Source organism: Microbacterium sp. H6 (assembly GCF_003314775.1).
In the GTDB taxonomy this organism is placed as follows: Bacteria; Actinomycetota; Actinomycetes; order Actinomycetales; family Microbacteriaceae; genus Microbacterium; species Microbacterium oxydans.
In genome coordinates, this window is the sequence record NZ_QOAY01000049.1 from 1 (window position 1) to 17,375 (window position 17,375).

At 68.9% G+C, this 17,375-nt stretch carries 15 protein-coding genes; 4 read left to right on the forward strand and 11 right to left on the reverse strand.

All coding sequences use genetic code 11. From position 1 onward, the window contains the following. The 3 genes from DSP71_RS03145 to DSP71_RS03155 all read right to left on the reverse strand — a co-directional run. Window positions 1-751, reverse strand: a 751-nt coding sequence (locus tag DSP71_RS03145; RefSeq protein WP_220151069.1) for a YhgE/Pip family protein, incomplete at its 3' end; no start/stop codon positions are given. After that, window positions 748-1,458 (reverse strand): hypothetical protein, encoded by a 711-nt coding sequence (locus DSP71_RS03150; protein ID WP_046748043.1) that lies wholly within the window; start codon window positions 1,456-1,458, stop codon window positions 748-750. The genes DSP71_RS03145 and DSP71_RS03150, both read right to left, overlap by 4 nt. Further along, a complete protein-coding gene (locus tag DSP71_RS03155) occupies window positions 1,455-2,105 on the reverse strand; it encodes a TetR/AcrR family transcriptional regulator (protein ID WP_113680343.1) in 651 nt (216 codons plus the stop codon). Before DSP71_RS03155 ends, DSP71_RS03150 begins: the two co-directional genes overlap by 4 nt. 233 nt (window positions 2,106-2,338) lie before the next feature. On the opposite strand from DSP71_RS03155, the gene DSP71_RS03160 reads away from it, so the two are divergent. Further along, the gene (locus DSP71_RS03160; RefSeq protein WP_113680357.1) at window positions 2,339-3,007 is read left to right on the forward strand and encodes a GntR family transcriptional regulator; all 669 of its coding nucleotides are present in this window, start codon (window positions 2,339-2,341) and stop codon (window positions 3,005-3,007) included. A gap of 76 nt (window positions 3,008-3,083) precedes the next feature. Here the strand turns inward: DSP71_RS03160 and argG are convergent, their stop codons facing one another. After that, window positions 3,084-4,529 carry an argininosuccinate synthase gene (gene argG, locus DSP71_RS03165; RefSeq protein WP_113680344.1) on the reverse strand — a complete coding sequence of 482 codons (1,446 nt, stop codon included), beginning with the start codon at window positions 4,527-4,529 and terminating at the stop codon, window positions 3,084-3,086. Window positions 4,530-4,736: 207 nt separating this feature from the next. After that, entirely contained in the window at window positions 4,737-6,002 is a 1,266-nt protein-coding gene (locus DSP71_RS03170) for an MFS transporter (protein WP_113680345.1), read from the reverse strand. A gap of 194 nt (window positions 6,003-6,196) precedes the next feature. Between DSP71_RS03170 and DSP71_RS03175 the strand changes: the two genes are divergently transcribed. Then, entirely contained in the window at window positions 6,197-6,904 is a 708-nt protein-coding gene (locus DSP71_RS03175; protein ID WP_046748049.1) for a ZIP family metal transporter, read from the forward strand. 36 nt (window positions 6,905-6,940) lie between these two features. On the opposite strand, the gene DSP71_RS03180 is transcribed toward DSP71_RS03175, so the two are convergent. Then, entirely contained in the window at window positions 6,941-7,351 is a 411-nt protein-coding gene (locus DSP71_RS03180) for a pyridoxamine 5'-phosphate oxidase family protein (protein ID WP_046748050.1), read from the reverse strand. 203 nt (window positions 7,352-7,554) lie between these two features. Between DSP71_RS03180 and DSP71_RS03185 the strand changes: the two genes are divergently transcribed. Both DSP71_RS03185 and DSP71_RS03190 read left to right on the forward strand, forming a co-directional pair. After that, the gene (locus tag DSP71_RS03185; protein ID WP_046748190.1) at window positions 7,555-8,526 is read left to right on the forward strand and encodes an alpha/beta hydrolase; all 972 of its coding nucleotides are present in this window, start codon (window positions 7,555-7,557) and stop codon (window positions 8,524-8,526) included. Between the two features lie 67 nt (window positions 8,527-8,593). Then, window positions 8,594-9,589: a hypothetical protein gene (locus DSP71_RS03190; protein WP_227751223.1), complete on the forward strand. Its 996-nt coding sequence runs from the start codon at window positions 8,594-8,596 to the stop codon at window positions 9,587-9,589. A 16-nt stretch (window positions 9,590-9,605) separates the two neighbouring features. Here the strand turns inward: DSP71_RS03190 and DSP71_RS03195 are convergent, their stop codons facing one another. The 5 genes from DSP71_RS03195 to DSP71_RS03215 form a co-directional block, all read right to left on the reverse strand. Further along, window positions 9,606-10,571 (reverse strand): hypothetical protein, encoded by a 966-nt coding sequence (locus DSP71_RS03195; RefSeq protein ID WP_258546241.1) that lies wholly within the window; start codon window positions 10,569-10,571, stop codon window positions 9,606-9,608. A 134-nt stretch (window positions 10,572-10,705) separates the two neighbouring features. Further along, window positions 10,706-11,497: a hypothetical protein gene (locus DSP71_RS03200; protein ID WP_058630889.1), complete on the reverse strand. Its 792-nt coding sequence runs from the start codon at window positions 11,495-11,497 to the stop codon at window positions 10,706-10,708. A gap of 170 nt (window positions 11,498-11,667) precedes the next feature. Then, window positions 11,668-15,174: a PKD domain-containing protein gene (locus tag DSP71_RS03205; RefSeq protein ID WP_113680347.1), complete on the reverse strand. Its 3,507-nt coding sequence runs from the start codon at window positions 15,172-15,174 to the stop codon at window positions 11,668-11,670. A gap of 215 nt (window positions 15,175-15,389) precedes the next feature. Then, on the reverse strand, window positions 15,390-16,430 hold the full coding sequence (locus DSP71_RS03210; RefSeq protein WP_113680348.1) for a VWA domain-containing protein: 1,041 nt from the start codon (window positions 16,428-16,430) through the stop codon (window positions 15,390-15,392). Next, window positions 16,427-17,375, reverse strand: a 949-nt coding sequence (locus DSP71_RS03215) for a VWA domain-containing protein (RefSeq protein ID WP_113680349.1), incomplete at its 5' end; no start/stop codon positions are given. The genes DSP71_RS03215 and DSP71_RS03210, both read right to left, overlap by 4 nt.

A 17,375-nucleotide genomic window follows, 5' to 3' on the forward strand; every position in this document is an offset into this window, starting at 1 on the left:
CGGCGAGCTGTCGGTTGCCCGCGCTCACCTGCTGGGCTCCGCTCGCGAGGCTCTGCGCCCCGGTCGCGAGTTGCGCCGTGCCGTCGGCCAGCTTCGCGGTGCCCTCCGCCAGAGTTATGCTCCCGGTCGCCGCCGTGCCGGCGCCGTCGGCGAGCCTGGTGGCGCCGTCCGTCGCCGTGATGAGCTTGTCACGCACGTCGCTCAGGCCCGTGAGCAGGCGCTCTGCGGCCTGGCTGCCCACCATCTCGGCGACCGAGCTGCGGATCTTCTCGACCGCCTGCGTGCCCATCGACGATGCGAGGTAGTTGTTCGCGTCATTGGTCTCGAGATCGATGCGCGCCTGGTGCGGGTCGGTTCCCGCCGCCGAGGTGAGGGCCGAGGAGAAGTCGCTGGGAATCGTCACCGTGAAGTCGACCGTGCCGTGGCGCAGTGCTTCCGAGGCTTCGTCCGCCGACATCAGCTGCCAGTCGAACGCGTTGCCCTTGATCAGGTTCTCCGCCACGTCTTCGCCGTAGTTGACGGTCTCGCCCGTCGCGGGTTCCGTGCCGGTCGTGGGTGCGGGCGCGCCCTCGTCGTCCACCACGAGGGCGACGGGAACCTCGGGGAACTTGGCGTACGGGTCCTGGTTCGCCCAGAGGTACAGACCGCCGTAGAGGATCGGCACGCAGATCAGCGCGACCAGGGCGATGATGCCCATCCTGCTCGCTGTCAGTCGTCGGAGCTCGGCGGCGATCATGGCGGGAACCTTCATCGCGTGCCTCCGTTCTCGTCTGCGGGGGTGTCCGCGATGTCGGGGACGGCATCGTCCGCCGGTTCGTCCCACACGAGCGGCTCGACCGGTCCGGAGGCATTGATCGCGTCGAACTCGTGCATCCGCTCCAGGGCCACGGCAGCGGATCCGCCGACGATCACGAGCATCGCGTAACCGCGGTCGGCGAACTCCGTGGCGATGCGCCACCATCCATCGGGGCTGCCGCCGTGACGGTCGGGCGACACGAGCACGATGCCCTCGACGCCGGAGCGGAGCACGGCCAGCTCGCACAGGATGCGCACGCGTGCCGCCGGATCGACGGTGCCGATGGGGGCGGCGGCGAGCTCGCTGTACCCCAGACGAGCGAGCCAGCGCCGGGCGTGGAGCGGGGTGGCGCCGAGGCCCGCGAACATGAGCTCCTCCTCGACGACGCCGACCAGGGCGACGTCGGGATGAGGGTCGCTGACATCCGGAGCGTCGACCAGGGCCACGCGTCGACGCAGGGACTTCGCGTCGACCGCGTCGTCGATGCTCACGCGCCCGGATTCCGGACGCATGCGGCCGCTCGCGATCAAGCCGAGCACGGTCGGTCGCTGTTCGGTCTCGGCGATCGCGAAACGCACTGCTCCGGTGTGGAACTCGAGCGACATGGGGGGCAGCGCCTGGCCGTTGCGGCCCTTGCTCACATCGCGCAGCGAGATCTTCATGCGCGGTCCTCCGGATCGATGGGGGAGTCTGTGGGAGCGGCGGCCACGGCGATGTCGGGGTGCGAGGCGAGCAGCTCGTCAGCTTCGCGCCAGGAGAGGCCGGCGATGCTCAACACGGTCCGCACGGCGACGTCAGCCGCACCCGTGCTGGTCGCGTCCGTGCGCGAGATCACGGTGCGGGCCATCTCCTCGATGAGGCGCGCGAGGGTGGGGGCGGCGAGGTCCGTGCGGAAGCTGCCGTCGTCCTGACCGCGTCGCACGAGTGCCGACACCGTGCGGCGCAACGGGGCCAGCGCGGCGGCCGTGTGCTCGACGTGCGCTTCATCGAGAGCGAGAGCCGCGGCCACCTGCACGTGCGCGGCCTCGTGCCAGAGCAGAGCGGCGAGGCGGGCGAGGGCGAGACGGGCGTCGATGTCGTCGATCGAGGTGGCGATGGCGTTGAACCGCTGAGTGCCGCTGGAGATGAGCTCCCGGATGAGGGCGTCACGGTCCTCGAAGTGTCCGTAGAGGGTGCGACGCGAGAGCCCGGCACGACGAGCGATGACGTCGATGGAGGCGTGCGGTTGGACGGCCAGGGTCGAGCGCGCGGCGGAGAGGATGCCGGCGCGGTTCTCGACGGCGTCGCGACGAGGTGCACGAGTGGTCATGACCTCATGCTACGGATCATGCACATAGCTGTGCAAGATTATTCTTCACATTCGGAGAGCGTCCTCAGGTGCCGCTTCCGCGCAGCCGTCACGGAGCCAAGCGTGTTATGTTACGCGTTGCGCGTGAGCGCGTACGGGGGATGGCACCGGTCTCGGACGAGTGAGCGTCCGGTACGCGAGTGTCGACCGCTTTCAAGTGGTGGGGGACCGCTGTGGTCGAGGGGGAGTGTGCTTTGGCAGGCATCGATGTCGTGCGGGAACGCCGAACGAAGAGCGATGATGTCTATCGCCGGTTGCGGGATGCGATCGTCGACGGTGAGCTGCGGCCGGGGGAGCGCCTTCGCGACGCGGAGCTGGCGGAGAGCCTGGGGGCCTCCGCCACGCCCGTCAGACATGCTCTGGCGCGCCTGGCGGAACAAGGGCTCGTCGAGATGCACCGCAACGGCGCCACCCGCGTGGCGCCGCTCGATCTCGACCACATCCGCGATGCCATCGCCCTCTTCGGCGACAGCTGGATCGGCTCGGTGCGCCATGCGATGCCGCACGTCCAGGAGGATGACGTCGCCTATCTCGTGGAGCTGACCGACGATATGTCCGCCGCGGGACGAGCGCGCGATGTCCTGGCCTACGGAGTCGCGTTGCGCACCATCGCCATCGGCTTCGCCCGTCTCGAGGGGAATGCCCTGCGGGAGTCCGTGATCGAACTGCTCGGGCCGCAGATCCGGCGCTTCACGCAGCGCTCTGCGGGGTCGTTCGACTGGGCGGCGAACGAGAGGTCCACGCGCGAGATCCGCGAGGCGATCGTCCGTCGTGATGCGGTGCAGGTCCGGGCCGCCCTGGTGATCCTCTTCGACGATGTGCTGCCGGGTGTCGTCGACCGCACCGCGGCGCGAGCGCGCTGATCCCGAGCCGCACCTCTGACAGCACGATGCGCCGGCACTCCGAGGGTGCCGGCGCATCGGTGGATCCGTCGTCGTGTCAGTCGGTGCCGGAGTCGAAGGCTGCGCCCTCGGAGGCCGAGTCGACGGCGTCGGCCAACGTCTCGTCGGCTTCGGAGATCGAGCCCTGGACGGACTCGGTGATCTCGCTGGACTCCCCGGCGGTCACGCGGCCGACCAGTTCGCCGGTCGCACCTCCGACGAGGCCGAGTCCCGCGTACTGCTCGAGGCGTGCACGCGAGTCGGCGATGTCGAGGTTGCGCATGGTCAGCTGGCCGATGCGGTCGACCGGCCCGAAGGCGGCATCGCCGACACGCTCCATCGACAGCTTCTCGGGGCCATACGAGAGGTTCGGGGAGACGGTGTCGAGGATGGTCCAGTCGTCGCCGCGGCGGAGGCGGATCGTGACGGTTCCGGAGATGGTGAGGCCGACCCAGCGCTGGATCGACTCGCGCAGCATGAGCGACTGCGGCTCGAGCCAGCGTCCCTCGTACATGAGGCGACCGAGGCGTCGACCCTGCTCGTGGTAGGTGGCGAGGGTGTCTTCGTTGAGGATGCCGTTGACCAGGCGCTCGTAGGCGATGAACAGCAGCGACATGGCGGGTGCCTCGTAGATGCCGCGCGACTTCGCCTCGATGATGCGGTTCTCGATCTGGTCGCTCATGCCGAGGCCGTGGCGTCCGCCGATCGTGTTCGCCTCCATGACCAGGGCGACCGGGTCGGAGTATTCCACGCCGTTGATCGCGACCGGGCGTCCCGCCTCGAACGTGACGGTGACGTCTTCGGTCTCGATCGCGACCGAGGGGTCCCAGAACTTCACGCCCATGATCGGGTCGACGGTCTCGAGCGAGACATCGAGGTGCTCGAGCGTCTTCGCCTCGTGCGTCGCGCCCCAGATGTTCGCGTCGGTCGAGTATGCCTTCTCGGCGGAGTCGCGGTACGGGAAGTCGCGGGCGACGAGCCAGTCGCTCATCTCCTTGCGGCCGCCGAGCTCGGTGACGAAGTCGGCGTCGAGCCACGGCTTGTAGATGCGCAGGCGCGGGTTGGCGAGCAGGCCGTAGCGGTAGAACCGCTCGATGTCGTTGCCCTTGTAGGTGGAGCCGTCGCCCCAGATGTCGACGCCGTCCTCCTTCATGGCGCGCACCAGCATCGTGCCGGTGACCGCGCGTCCGAGGGGCGTCGTGTTGAAGTAGGTCTTGCCGCCGGAGCGGATGTGGAACGCGCCGCAGGAGAGGGCGACGAAGCCCTCTTCGACCAGGGCGGTCTTGCAGTCGATCAGGCGCGACGCCTCGGCGCCGTACTCCAGCGCGCGGCCCGGGATCGAGGCGATGTCGTCCTCGTCGTACTGACCGAGGTCGCCGGTGTAGGTGAAGGGCACGGCGCCCTTCTCGCGCATCCACGCGACGGCGACGGAGGTGTCGAGTCCTCCGGAGAAGGCGATGCCGACGCGCTCGCCGACGGGCAGTGACTGGAGGACCTTGGACATGGCTCCCAGTCTATCCGCGGCGGCGTGTCGCCCCGTCTCGCCTCAGCTGGCTCGTCTGGTCTCGTTTGGTGGGGCTTCGTCTGGTGTGGCCTCCGGCGAAAACGGAGGAGCACCGGCTGCGGCACGGTGTGTCGTGGTGAGGCACGCCGAGGCACGCCGGACACGTCTCCGTTTTCGCCGGGCACGGCCCGGTGAGCTGCGACGAAGCTACCCCGACTGAGCGGAATCCTCGTGGCGTGCGGTGCGCAGCGGCGAGAACAGGACGATCATCGCCGCCACGAGGAAGACGACCACGCTGACCGCGATCGTCACGCGATAGCCGTACGCCGTCGCCAGACCGCCGGCGATCAGGGCCCCGACGAGGAAGGTGACGCGGTTCACGGTGCGAATCGATGCGTTCAGCCGTCCCTGCATCTGGTCGGGGGCGACCGCCTGGCGGTATCCCATCTCGTTCGGATCCTCCACCCCCATCCCGAGGCCGAACAGGAATTGCCCCACGCCCAGGGGGATGGCGACGACGAGGAGCGTCGTGTTCTCGGCGTGCGGGATGACGAGAACCGTCGTCCACGCGAGTGCCGAGAGCAGGCGCCCCGCGAGGACCGCGCCGCCGACTCCGAACCGGCGACCCGCCGTGGGGGCGAGGAGTGCCCCGATCAGGCCGCCGAGCCCACCCATCGCGAGCACGACGCCGAACAGCAGTGCGCCGACGCCGAGCTCTCGCAGCGCGTACGGCGCGAATGCCGTCAGCGCGATGCTGTTGCCCAGGAACCAGACGTTCACCGACACGGCCATGGGCGCAAGCGTTCGGTGGGAGTAGGTCCAGCGCAGGCCTTCCATGATGTCGTGCCCTAGGTGCCGGCCGTCGGTGCGGCGTGACGCTTTCACCTCCTCGACACGGATGCGGCTCAGGAGAACGGCGTTGACGACGTACGCGACGGCATCGATCAGGATGGCGAACGGTGCCCCCAGCCAGCCGACGAGTGCGCCGCCGAAGGCCTGCCCCGTCGTCTGGGCGACGGTGCCTGCTTGACCGAGTCTCGCGTTCGCCGCCAACAGCTGATCGCGGCGGACGAGGCGGGGTAGCATCGGCTGCGCAGCGGAATCGGCGATGAGCGTGAGCGCGCCGTAGAGCAGGAGCAGGGCGCCGAACGACCACACGGACAGAGTCCCCGTAAACCACAGCACCGGCACGAGACCCAGCGTGAGCGCGCGGCCGATGCTCGCGATGACCATGGCGGGCTTGCGCCGCCAGCGGTCCATCAGGGCGCCGACGATGAGCCCGAACAGCAGGTACGGCACGACGTTCGCGGCGTTGAGCAGACCGATCTCGAACGCAGAGGCCCCCAGTGTCGTGACGATCAGGACCTGGAAGGCGACGGCGGTCACGGAGCCGGTGAACGCGCCGAGCGTCGACGACGACCAGAAGAGGGCGAACGCCGGAACGCGCAGCACCTCGGTCGGTCTGTCGTGCATCTCCGCCTCGCTCCCGTTCCCGTCATCCTATGCATGGGCGGTGCGCGCGCCATGCGAAAACGGAGGAGCATCGCCCGCGACACGGTGTGTCATGGTGCGGCTCGCCGCGGTACGCGCGACACGTCTCCGTTTTCGCCGAGGCTGGGCCGGCGGAGGCGCGATGAAGTGGGAGAGTAGGCGCACGGAGGTCGGACATGGGCGCAGCAATCCTGTGGGGCGCGGTGGCAGCAGCACCGCTGTTCGTCGGTGCAGTGCTCGCACTGCTGCGTACGTGGCCGCCGAAGTGGCTCGGCATCGTGCTGGGCTTCGGCGCCGGCGCTCTCATGGCATCGATCGCCTTCGAGCTGTGGGAGGAAGGGCTCGACCTCGCCGGTCCCATCCCTCTCGTGGTGGGTGTCGCGGCGGGAGCGATCAGCTACTACATCGCCGACCGCATCCTCGATGCCCGAGCGGCGAAGACCAAGGAGCAGGCCGGCGGAGGACAGCTCGCGGTGGGCGCCCTGCTCGACGGCATCCCGGAGCAGCTCGTGCTCGGCATCGGACTCGCATCCGGTGAGCCGGTCAGCATCGCGCTCGTGGTCGCCATCCTGGTCTCGAACCTGCCGGAGTCGATCGGCTCGGCTGCCGACCTGCTCGAAGGCGGCATGGCGAAGTCGCGGGTGCTGCTGCTGTGGGCGGGCGTGGCCGTGGTCTGCGCGCTCGCGACCGTCGCGGGGTTCGGCCTCGCGAGCATCACGGGCGACGACTTCCGCTCGGCGGCGAGCGGTTTCGCAGCCGGGGCGCTGCTGGTGATGCTGGTCGACTCGATGGTCCCCGAGGCGCAGTCCAAGGCCAAGGAATCCACGGGACTCGCGACCGTGCTGGGCTTCGCGCTCGCCGCGGGGCTGGCGCTCGCTTCCTGATCACGCGTTCAGCAGGAGGACGTCACAGCGGTCGGCTCAGATCTTCCCCCGCGTGGATTCGCGGCGCACGCTGCGTCCGGCGATGCTCTCGATCTGGAGGGCGAGGGGGAGATCGCGATCCTCTCCCGCCCACGGATTGACGCGCGCGGCGACGCCGGCGACGTCGTCGTCCGCCACCCGAGACAGTGTGCCGTGCACCAGCACGCTCCATGCCGTGCTGCCGAGCGGGTCGTGGTAGTCCACCTCGAACGCGGCCGGCGTGGCGGCTTCTCGCGTGAGATCGGCGAGGACGCCCTCGGGCGATGTGCGCAGCACCAGATCGCGCCCTGACAGCGCGAAGTTCACCGGATAGATCTGCACCCGCTCCTCGTGGACGAAGCCGATCCTCCCGATCGTGGTCGTGGTCAGCAGCTCATAGGCCTGCTGTTCGTCGAGTACTCGAATCATGCGTGCACTCCTTCCCTGTGGCGCCAGGCTAGCCAGGGCGTCGATGCCCTTCAAGGGAGTCCTCACCCTCGGCGCAGGAGAACCCGCCACTCGGCGGACGCACGGCGCAGGATCGGCCTCGGCTGGCGGGTTACCCTCGGGTGCGGTGTGCACGAGGCTGGCGGGAAGCCGCTGCGATGGCGGCCGAGGACAAAGGAGTTCTGATGACTGACACGACCCTGGCGCGACCGCCGTTCGATCCCGAGCTCGAGGCCGCTCTCGCCCTCGTCGCCGACCAGCTGCCGCCGACCCTGACGGCAGAGATGATCCCGCTGCTGCGCCAGTCGCCGGTGAGCGGGGAGGACGAGATCTTCGCGGTGCTCGCCGACCGCGGCTTCACCCGACGGGACGTCTCGATCGCGGGTCATGGTGGCGATGAGATCGTCGTCTCCGTGATCGAGAAGGAGGGCAGGACCGGCACCGGCCCCGGGTTCTTCCACACGCACGGCGGCGGCATGATCATCGGCAACCGCTGGCTCGGCGTGGCCGGATTCCTCGACTGGGCGGAGCGCTTCAACGGCGTGATCGTCACCGTCGAGTATCGGCTCGCCCCCGAGTTCCCGGATCCGTACCCGGTGGAGGACTGCTACGCGGGCCTGCTGTGGACCGCGGAGCACGCCGAGGAGCTCGGCATCGACCTCTCCCGGCTGTTGATCGGCGGCGGCAGTGCCGGGGGTGGGCTGGCCGCGGGCACCGCCCTGCTCGCCCGCGATCGGAAGGGCCCCGAACTGATCGGCCAGCTGCTCATCTACCCGATGCTCGACGACCGAGACGAGTCCGTGTCGACGCACCAGATCGACGGGATCGGCGTCTGGGACCGCGGCTCGAACGTGACGGGGTGGACCGCGCTCCTGGGCGACCGCGTCGGGACGGACGACGTCTCCGTGTACGCCGCCCCGGCGCGCGCGACCGACCTGAGCGGGCTGCCGCCCGCCTTCATCGACTGCGGCAGCGCGGAGGTGTTCCGCGACGAGGACGTCGCCTACGCCACGAAGCTCTGGGAGGCCGGGGTGCAGGCGGAACTGCACGTCTGGGCAGGGGGGTTCCACGGCTTCGACATGTTCGCTCCGCACACGGCAGTCGCGCAGGCCATGCTCGCCGCCCGCGACGACTGGGTGAACCGGCTGCTATCCTGAGCCCGCGTCGACCGGAAGAGGGAACTCCCACCCCATAGGGTGGAATCCCCGTGCGATGGAGCCCGACATGCAAGATCTGCTGGGGCGTCTCACCGCCCTCGACCCGGATGCGAGCGAGACGCTCAAGGTCGTCACCTACTTCGACGCCCTCGTCGCCCGCTCCGTGGGAGTCGAGAGCATGCTGCGAGGTGCGGCGGTGCTGAGCGGCGCGACCGTCGGACAGCGTGACGGCAGACAGATCATGCGCGTGCGGGCCGACGGGGTGCGCATCGATCCCGTCGAGCCGTCTCACTCCTGGCCGGTACGGGAGAGCGGACCGGATGCGGTCGCCTGGATCGAGCGCGAAGGCGATGCGCACACGAACGACGCGATGATCCTGGAACGGCTCAGTCTCGCCCTCGGGATCATCAGGGCGCGCCGATCGGTCGGCCCCGAGAGCGCGGTCGAACTCGCCATCAGCTCCTATGCCGGTGCGGAGGAGAGGGCAGCGGCACTGCCTCGACTCCGCATCGCTGCGGACTCCCTGCGGCTCGTCGCCTCTCCTCCCGACCCCGCTCCGCTGCCGGTGCATCCCTCGGCTGTCGTCGCCACCCGGCACGGCCTGACGCGAGCGACGATCCTCGACGCCGAGATGCAGCCCGTCGATGCCTGGCCGCACCGTGTCGACCTGCGGTTGGGGCTCGGCATCGTCGGCCCGGCGGAGGGTCTTCCCGCGTCGTGGGCGTCGGCGCTCGTGGCCGTGCGACTGACCAGCCCGGAGGAGCCGGTGGTCGATGCCGCCGACCTCGGTGGTCTGCTGCTCGTCGCCGAGGCTGCGGGGCGGGGGCCCCTCCACCCTGATGCGGCGGCACTCGCGGCACTCGATGAGCGCAGTCGGGAGCTTCTCGACGCCGTCAGCGAGGAACGGAGCGTGCGCGCCGCAGCCGCGCGGCTCGGGCGGCACCACTCCAGCGTGCAGGAACGCCTGAGCGTGCTCGTCGATGCGCTCGGGTATGACCCGCGCACGTCCCGCGGCCACGCCAGGTACGTGGTGGCGCGGATGCTCTTGACCCTCGGCTCCTGAACGGCCGTCGAGCGCTTCACTCGAAGCCGGGGTAGTCCTTCAGCTTCTCCTGGAACTCGGCACGATCCGCCTCGCTGAGCACCCCGCTCGCGATCGCCGTCAGCTGCAGCCCTTCCAGCGGCTCGCCGGTGCGCGCGTTCTGCGCCTCCCGTGCCGTGCGGAAGCCGCCGTTCGAATCGTTCGAGAGGTCATTGATCGTGGCGTAGAAGCGGAGAGGGTCGGGGAAGTTCTCGGTGTAGTACTCCCACGTGGTCTGCGTGCGCGGGTCGTCGCTGCCGTACAGCTTCGCGATCATCGCGGGGTCGATGCCCGACACCGCGGGATCATTGAACGAGTACAGGTCCCACAGCCCGTGGTCGACGACCACCTCACTGATCACGGCCATCACGGCGCGCTTTCGGTCGTAGCCCTGGACAGGCTCGTTGGTCGCCCAGGCGGCGGAGGTGAACTCGACCAGCATCGACTCCCCGCCGTAGCCGTTGCGCTCCGGGCGCAGGTCTTCATCGCCCACCTGCGTCCAGGTGAAGCCGAACTCGTCGGTGAGTCGCGCCCGGATGTCGGCGAACAGCGTCTCAGTCTGCGCCCGCACCTCGTCGAGCGACTGCTGAGACAACGCCTTCTGCGGATCGGTGCCCTTGATCCCGGGATAGGCTTCCGCGTGCCTCTGGGCGGCCGTCTTCGTGCCCTCGTAGTTGCCCGAGGCCGAGGTCTGCAGTGCGCTCATGCCGCCGACCGTCGCGACGTTGAACAGGATCGCGATGACCAGGCCGATCGCCCCGAGCTTCCGTCCGCGCACGGAGAAAAGCGCCGCGATGATCACGCCGGCGACCACGAGCTGCAGTGCGAGCATCGTGACCCCGTAGAGGAGGTCGGTGCCGCCGGCGACGAAGGTGCCGAGCAGGATGAGCGCGAAGAGGATGGATGCGGTGAGGGCGATCCAGCCGAGGGCGTTCGCGGGCTGTTTCGACTCCTCCGCAGGCATGGAAACCGCCACGGGCGGGGCGGGCGTCGATCCCCAGGCCTCACGACGCGCCCCGCGATACCCCCCGGGCGGAGGAACGGGGGGAGCGCCCTCGGTGCCCGAGAGGTAGCGAGCGCGCTGCCTCTCGTGGTCGCTCACCACGGCTTCTCCGTCCCCGAGCCACCGGGGTCGTCGCCCTGCTGCTGGTCACGCTCCTGCGTGCCCTGCTCGAGCTTGTCCTGGAGGCCCTTCAGCTTGTCCTCGGAGGGCTGCTCCTTCTCGCCGGTCTGTGGCTGCGGTTGGGGCTGCTGCTCCTCCTGCTGCTTCTGCTTCAGCCGGTCCGCCGTGCCGTCGAGGGAGTCGGACATGTCGCGCTGCGGGTCGGGGGACTGCTGCTGTGCCTCGTCGCTGCGGCATTCCTCCGGGGTGTCGACGGTGATTCCGAGCGCCTCGCCGTAGAGCGCCGCTGCGCCCGTGCCGTCGCCGTCCGCACGGGCCGCATCGCCCATGCGTTCGATGATCAGCGCGAGGTTGATCCGCACCGCGCACACTTCGAGGCCGGTCGCGAGGTCGAGCGCCTCTTCGAGCTGGACACGGGCTTCGGGGAGTTGCTCGGCCGCACCGAGTGCCGTGCCGATGTTGAAGGGCGCCTTGTACGGCTCGAACCAGTTGAGGAAGTCCTGTCCACGCGCGGAGGCCTCAGCGCCGGCGAAGTCGTCGACGACGTAGGCGGTGATGGCCTGGTGCGCGAAGGCGTACATGCTCAGCAGCTTGCCCACGAAGAGAAGCGCGGCGAGTGTGAGCGGAATCGTCCCGATCGCCACCCAGCGGCGGACGCGGCGACGGTGGCGGTTGGACCGGAGAAGGGCGGCGGCGCGGTCGGCCGCCCGGGCGGTGGTGGTCGAGGGTCCGACCTCGGTCGTCGAGGGTGCCGACGGATCTGTCACGCCCAACCCCCTTACCGATCGACGACTGCTCAGCGCGAGGATTCTGGTCCCCGAAGCGGCAGGACGAAGCGCTGAACATCCTATCCGGGGATCCTCAGGATGCGATTCAGCCGACCTCGGGTGCCGAGGCCGGCTGAATCATGAGGAGGGACGATGCCCGTCCCCGAGCGCTACTCGGCCGCGGTGACGCGGAAGGAATCGAAGGACACGATTGCCGCGGCAGTCGAGCTACCGGAGCGGTTGCCGCTCAGGCCCACCCCACCCCCCGGCTGCAGAGGCGTGTTGTCCGTCGCTTTGAGCTGCCAGTCGGTCGGCTCTGTCGTTCCGGTCGCCCAGATCTTCGCCTTGATCGACGCCTGTGCTGTGCCCGTCACCGTGACCTTGAGCGTGTACGAGGTGTTCGCCGCGAAGGCGAGCCCGGACACGGCCTGGGTGGCGAGCACGGTGCCGTCGCGGTGCGCGACGAGCCAGATCGTTCCGTCGGGGCGGAGCCACGCGCGAACGAGGTACTTCCCGGCGGTCGAGTCCCGTGCGATGACGCCGATGTAGGCACCACCCGCGGCGGGAGCCTGGTCGAGGCGGAAGGTCGTCTCCAGAGCCGGGCTCGGAATCGACGGCGTGTTCAGCGTCGCGTGCCGGGTGTCGCCTGCGGCCAGATTCAGCTTCCCGAAACCGTCGGCGACTGTGGTCGTCGTCGTCGTTCCACCTGCGATCTTCCAGGCGCCGCCCACGATGGCATAACCCCAGCCGCGAGTGGAAGGCTGCTCGAACTCATCGCTCGCGAGCGCTGCGGGAGCCGTCACGATGGCTTCCCGGGTGGTGGTTGCCACGCCGCCCAGGTCGTCGGTCACGGTGAGGGTGACGGTGCGCGTGCCTGCCGTCGCGTAGGTGTGGTTCGCCGCCGCGCCCTCGCCGGTCGTGCCGTCGCCCCAGTTCCAGCTGTAGCTCTTGATCGTGCCGTCGGAGTCGGACGATGCCGAGGCGTCGGCTGTGATGGTCAGCGCCGACGCGGAGAGTGCGAACGATGCGGTGGGCGCCACGTTGGCTCCTTGGATGACAACCGGCTTCTTGATGGATCCCACGAGTCCCTGACTGTCGGTGACCGTCAGCTTGACCTCATAGGTTCCGGGCGCCGCATAAGTGTGCGCCGCAGTCTTGCCGGCCGCGGTCGAACCGTCACCGAAGTCCCATCGGTACTCCGCGATCGTCGTAGAGCCAGGGGGTACTGAGGAGCTCGCGTCGAAGGCCGCGTCGAGCCCGGTCGCCGTTGCCGTATAGGCGGCGACGGGGGCTGTGGAGCCGTTTCCGACGCTGTAGTGGGTCTTGATCTGTCCCGCGGTCAGGCCATACGGGTAGACCGCGAACTCATCGACGTTGCCGAGGAGGGGAGTCGTCTTCGGTGCGTTCGCCCAGCCGGTCAGGTTGCCGTTGCCGATCTTCCAGAAGCCGTTGTAGTCCTGCGCCTTGGTCACTCCGGGGAGGTGTCCGTCGAGCTTCCCGTCGATGAAGAGCTTCATTCCGTCGGGGCTCACCGACGCGACGACATGATGCCAGCGGTTGTCGTTGTATGCCGTCGCGGTCGTGAGAACCTTCGTGCCGTCGTTGTAGACCCCGAAGTTCAGGCGGCCGTCGTCTGACATGTAGACGGTTCGGTCGAAGTTCTTCGAGAGCACGGTGGCCGAGCTCTGGAAGTCGAACAACAACCCGCCGCTGGTCGTCGAGGTCTGGAACCACAGCTCGGCCGAGAACGACGAGGGCGCCGCGACCTTCGTGGTCGTGTCGACTCGCCCGGTCACTGTGCCGTCGAGGGCTGTCGCACCGGCTACGCCCTTCGGCACACCTGACGACTGAGGAGTTGCTCCTGAGCGGAGGATCGGACTGTTCGTTCCCGCCACATCCTGTGCGACGGTTCCCAATGGGTAGTACAACTCGGGGCCGTCAGCGAGCACGGCGTTGGAGTACGCCGGAGTGGACTCGGCCACCGTGGCAGTCGTCGTCTTGCTCGAAACCGTGTGGCCGTTGCTGTCCGTGGCCGTGAACGTGTATTGCTGCTGTGAACCTGCCGGCGCTGTCGTGTCTTCGAAGGTCACCGCTGGCAGGTTCCACCAGGTGGAGTCCATCTTCGTGGTGAACAACGGCGTGGTCGAGCCGGCGCGGCGCAGCTCGTATGTGAGCGTGAGGTCGTCACGGTCCCAGTTGGCGGGAATCGTGACCTTCACGCGGCCGGGGACGAGCGAAGTCGCGGTCGGCACCCACTTCTCGCCGGAGAGGCGGGGTCCGTCCTTCGGGCCCTCGGGAGGCGTGGTCGAGAAGCGGACGAGCCCTTCGAACTGTCCGTTGTTGACGGAGCGGAACTCGCCGCCGATGGAGATCATGTTGCCCGTGCCGGTGATCGACAACCCGGCCTGGCCGAGTCCGGTCGTGGTACCGACAGCCCAGTCGGGCGTCCACACGTAGGGAGAGGGCGCGGGCGTTCCGGCCCAGTCCTTGTACTGGGGCGTCGCCGGCTGAGTTCCGAGCGTCCCGCGCGCATCGGCGGTGAAGGCCTCGGAGTAGCGGTGTGTGCGCGGGGACTGCTCCGGGTGCAGGCCCATGGTGCCGCAGGCGTGAGTGTGGCTGGTGGTGTAGATGACCTTGCCGGTGGAGTAGACGCCGTAGTGGTCACCGAGGCAGTCCGCGATCCAGCGGACCTTGCCCGTCCCGGCTTCAGCAGCGAACGTCCCTTCGAGGTTGGCGACATCGGCGTTCGCGTACGCCCAGCCTGTGCCGTAGACCCCGGTGGCATCGGTCGCGAGGCCGAAGATTCCGGACTTTCCCGCGGAAGGGCCCGTGCCCACACCGTTCTTGACCGTGTCGGGAAGCTCCCATGCGGTGTCGACTGCGCCGGTGACCTTGTCGACGGCACCGATGCCGCGCAGCCCCGTGTCGCCGTTGATCTGCGAGAAGCGTCCGCCGATGATCGTGTCGATCCCGGCCGGGTCCATCACGAGGGCGTCGACCTGCTGATCGGTCTGAGGTGCCCAGGGGAGGAGTGCTCCGTTGGCGGTGTTGAACGCGCTGAGGTTCTTCCGCGCGGTGCCGTTGGCCTGCGAGAACAGACCGCCGGCGTAGACGCTCGTGCCCGAAGTCGCCAGCGCGTAGACGCCTGATCCGCCGATGGAGGGGATGAAGCCGGGCACGAGCTCGCCGGTCTTCGCGTCGATGGCTGCGATGTTCCACCGGTCTTTGCCGTTGACCTTGTTGAACGAGCCGCCGATGTAGATGCGGCTGCCGTCGGGGGAGGCGGCGACGGCCTTGATCACCCCGTTGACCGTGGGGGCGAACGGAAGGAGCGCGCCGGTGTTGATGTCGTACGCGAGCACGTTCGACCGTGCTGTGAGCGCGGTGCCGGGCTTCGCCTTCGGCTCGCGGGCGTTGTCGAACTTGCCGACGGCGTACACGGTCGAGCCGATGGTCGTCTGCGCCCAGACGTACCCGTTGTCGATCTGCACCGTCGGAATCGGATCCGACGTGACGACGTTGTCATCACGCTGCAGCAGCGGTGGCAACGTCGGTGGTGCGTCGGCAGCCACGGCGGCTCCACCACCGAACGACACGAGCCCGCTGACGACCAAGGCTCCGACGACCGTCGCGATGACGGTCTTTCGGGCGCGCTTCAGAACACGCTTGTTCCCCATGTTTTGCTTCCCCAGTGATCTGATGCCGACGTGAGAGTCGACATGACATCGCAGCGTGAAACGACCGCGGGAGCTTCCCCAAGCTCATGTGACTCCGCGGTCGGATCGCATCTGCGAACCCCCGTCGCGTCCGAGATAGTCCGCGACGTGTAAAACAATAGCATCCGATATCCGGAGGTTGCTGAGTGTCAGCTTCCAGATGGAAGGGCTGCTCGCTATCGCGCTGCTGCGTCGGACCGAGGAGCACGGAGATGCCGCAGTCGCGCGATCAGCAGGGTCGCCCGACCGAGCTCCACGCCCAGGATGGCCAGGGCGACGAGCGCGGCGATCCAGTACAGCTCGATGACGTTGCCGACCTCGCCCGAATCGGCGTAGTCGGTGGTGGTGGACGGGGCAGCGGGAAGCACGGGCGCGGTGTCCGCCGTCCGATGCGAGTACTCCACACCGAGGTCGTCGGCGATCGTCTCGAGGGTCGACTCGTCGATCACCGAGAGCGCATCGGCGCCCTGGTACTGGATGTAGTCGCCTCCCTGATCCGAGACGCCGCCCGTGGTGATGCGCATCGGCCCGCCCTCGGCTGTGCCGTAGCCGAACACGGCTCCCGAATCGGTGTACTTCTCGCTTGCGCTGAACGACTCCGGCGGCGTGTCGACCGTCTGCTCTCCGTCGCCGAAGTAGAACACCATGCGCGAGCGGTCGGGAGACGACTCGGCCGCCGACGCGAGCGTCTCGGAAAGCAGCGGAGCGGCGATGCCGATCGAGCTTCCGCGTGACTGGCTGGTGACCTCGGGGCGCAGCACCTGCAGCGAACCCAAGAGCGCGGTGGTGTCCGTGGTCAGGGGAACCCGCAGCTGGGCGGCGGCATCCGAGGTGATGAGCGCGAAGCGTGCCCCCGGGTACTCCTCAACGAGCGCGCGCACGTCCTCGCGGATGCCGTCGAGCCGCGGTTCCCCGTCGCCCCAGTCCTCGGCCACGATGCTCGCCGTGGTGTCGACCACCAACACGATGTCGGTGTCGGTCGCGAGGGTCTGCGTGGCTCCGCCGGGAATGCCGGGACGAAGCAGGAGCGCGACGCAGGCGAGCACCAGTAGCAGCCGCATGGCCCACAGCGCACGATGCCCGGCGAGTGCGCGCCCGTCCGTGATCGGCACGCCGCCCGATTTCGGCGCACGGACAAGCACCCAGACGGCGACGGCGAGGACCGGTGCGCACAGCAGCGCGATCAGCAGTGGGTTGAGCACGGGTTGGAAGATCACAGTCGCACCCTCCACAGCACCACGACGAACCCGAGCACGCTGAGGCAGAGCACCACGATCCACAGGTTCGGGGTGTCGGTCCAGACCACCTGCGCCTCTCCGCGCAGCTCGGTCGCCTCCTGCTCCTGCACCTGGTCCACGATGTCGGAGACGGTGGTCGTGTCGCGCAGCCCGAACGCGGCGCCCCCCGTCGCCTCTGCTGCCGCGCTGAGCTCGGCGCTCACATCGGCGTCCTTGCCCTGGACGGGGTTCAGTGCGAAGACGCGCACGTCCTTCGACGCGGCGTAGGCGGCGGCTTCCTCCAGCGTCACGATCGAGGCGCCGTTGACCTCGTTGTCGGTGGCGAAGATCACCGAGCGCGAACGCTCATCGTCCGGGTGGTCGAAGCCCATCGCGCACGCCGCGAGGCCGTCGCCGATCAGGGAGGCGCCGTTGCCGTTGAGCGTGCCGATCCAGTGCTCCGGAACCTGGTCGACGAAGTCGAAGCTCTCGGTCATGCTGGCCAGGTGCTCGCGGACGAAGTCGTAGTCGTCGGTGAGGGGGAAGATCTGCACGGGCGAGCTGTTGAAGATCGTCAGGCCGATGCGCTCCCCCTCGAAGCTGTCCAACAGCTCGTCGAAGACGTTCAGCACCTCGACGTCGACCTCGGTCATGGAGCCGGAGACGTCGAGGCACAGCATGATGTCGCGGCTCGTGTTGACGGGCTGCACGGTCTGCGCCGACATCGGCCGCGCGGCAACCACCCCCGACACGATCGCGGCTGCCGCGCCGAGCGCGAGGACGCCGGACAACGCGAGTGCCCTTCGCGTCAGGGCACGGCGGAACGAGGGCAGTGTGCGCAGGCGTTCGGCGCGGGCGACGCGGGCGGTGTCTCCGGCCCCGGCACGCCCCTCCCGTCGGAGTCCGAGGACGAGCCCGATCGCGAGCGCCACCAGCACGACGGCG

What these genes read in the sequence shown, in the direction of transcription:
- DSP71_RS03150 (WP_046748043.1), bottom strand. Translation starts at nt 1,458, where the DNA reads ATGAAGATCTCGCTGCGCGATGTGAGCAAGGGCCGCAACGGCCAGGCG.
- DSP71_RS03155 (WP_113680343.1), bottom strand. Translation starts at nt 2,105, where the DNA reads ATGACCACTCGTGCACCTCGTCGCGACGCCGTCGAGAACCGCGCCGGC.
- argG (WP_113680344.1), bottom strand. Translation starts at nt 4,529, where the DNA reads ATGTCCAAGGTCCTCCAGTCACTGCCCGTCGGCGAGCGCGTCGGCATC.
- DSP71_RS03170 (WP_113680345.1), bottom strand. Translation starts at nt 6,002, where the DNA reads ATGCACGACAGACCGACCGAGGTGCTGCGCGTTCCGGCGTTCGCCCTC.
- DSP71_RS03175 (WP_046748049.1), top strand. Translation starts at nt 6,197, where the DNA reads ATGGGCGCAGCAATCCTGTGGGGCGCGGTGGCAGCAGCACCGCTGTTC.
- DSP71_RS03180 (WP_046748050.1), bottom strand. Translation starts at nt 7,351, where the DNA reads ATGATTCGAGTACTCGACGAACAGCAGGCCTATGAGCTGCTGACCACG.
- DSP71_RS03185 (WP_046748190.1), top strand. Translation starts at nt 7,555, where the DNA reads ATGACTGACACGACCCTGGCGCGACCGCCGTTCGATCCCGAGCTCGAG.
- DSP71_RS03190 (WP_227751223.1), top strand. Translation starts at nt 8,594, where the DNA reads ATGCAAGATCTGCTGGGGCGTCTCACCGCCCTCGACCCGGATGCGAGC.
- DSP71_RS03195 (WP_258546241.1), bottom strand. Translation starts at nt 10,571, where the DNA reads ATGCCTGCGGAGGAGTCGAAACAGCCCGCGAACGCCCTCGGCTGGATC.
- DSP71_RS03205 (WP_113680347.1), bottom strand. Translation starts at nt 15,174, where the DNA reads ATGGGGAACAAGCGTGTTCTGAAGCGCGCCCGAAAGACCGTCATCGCG.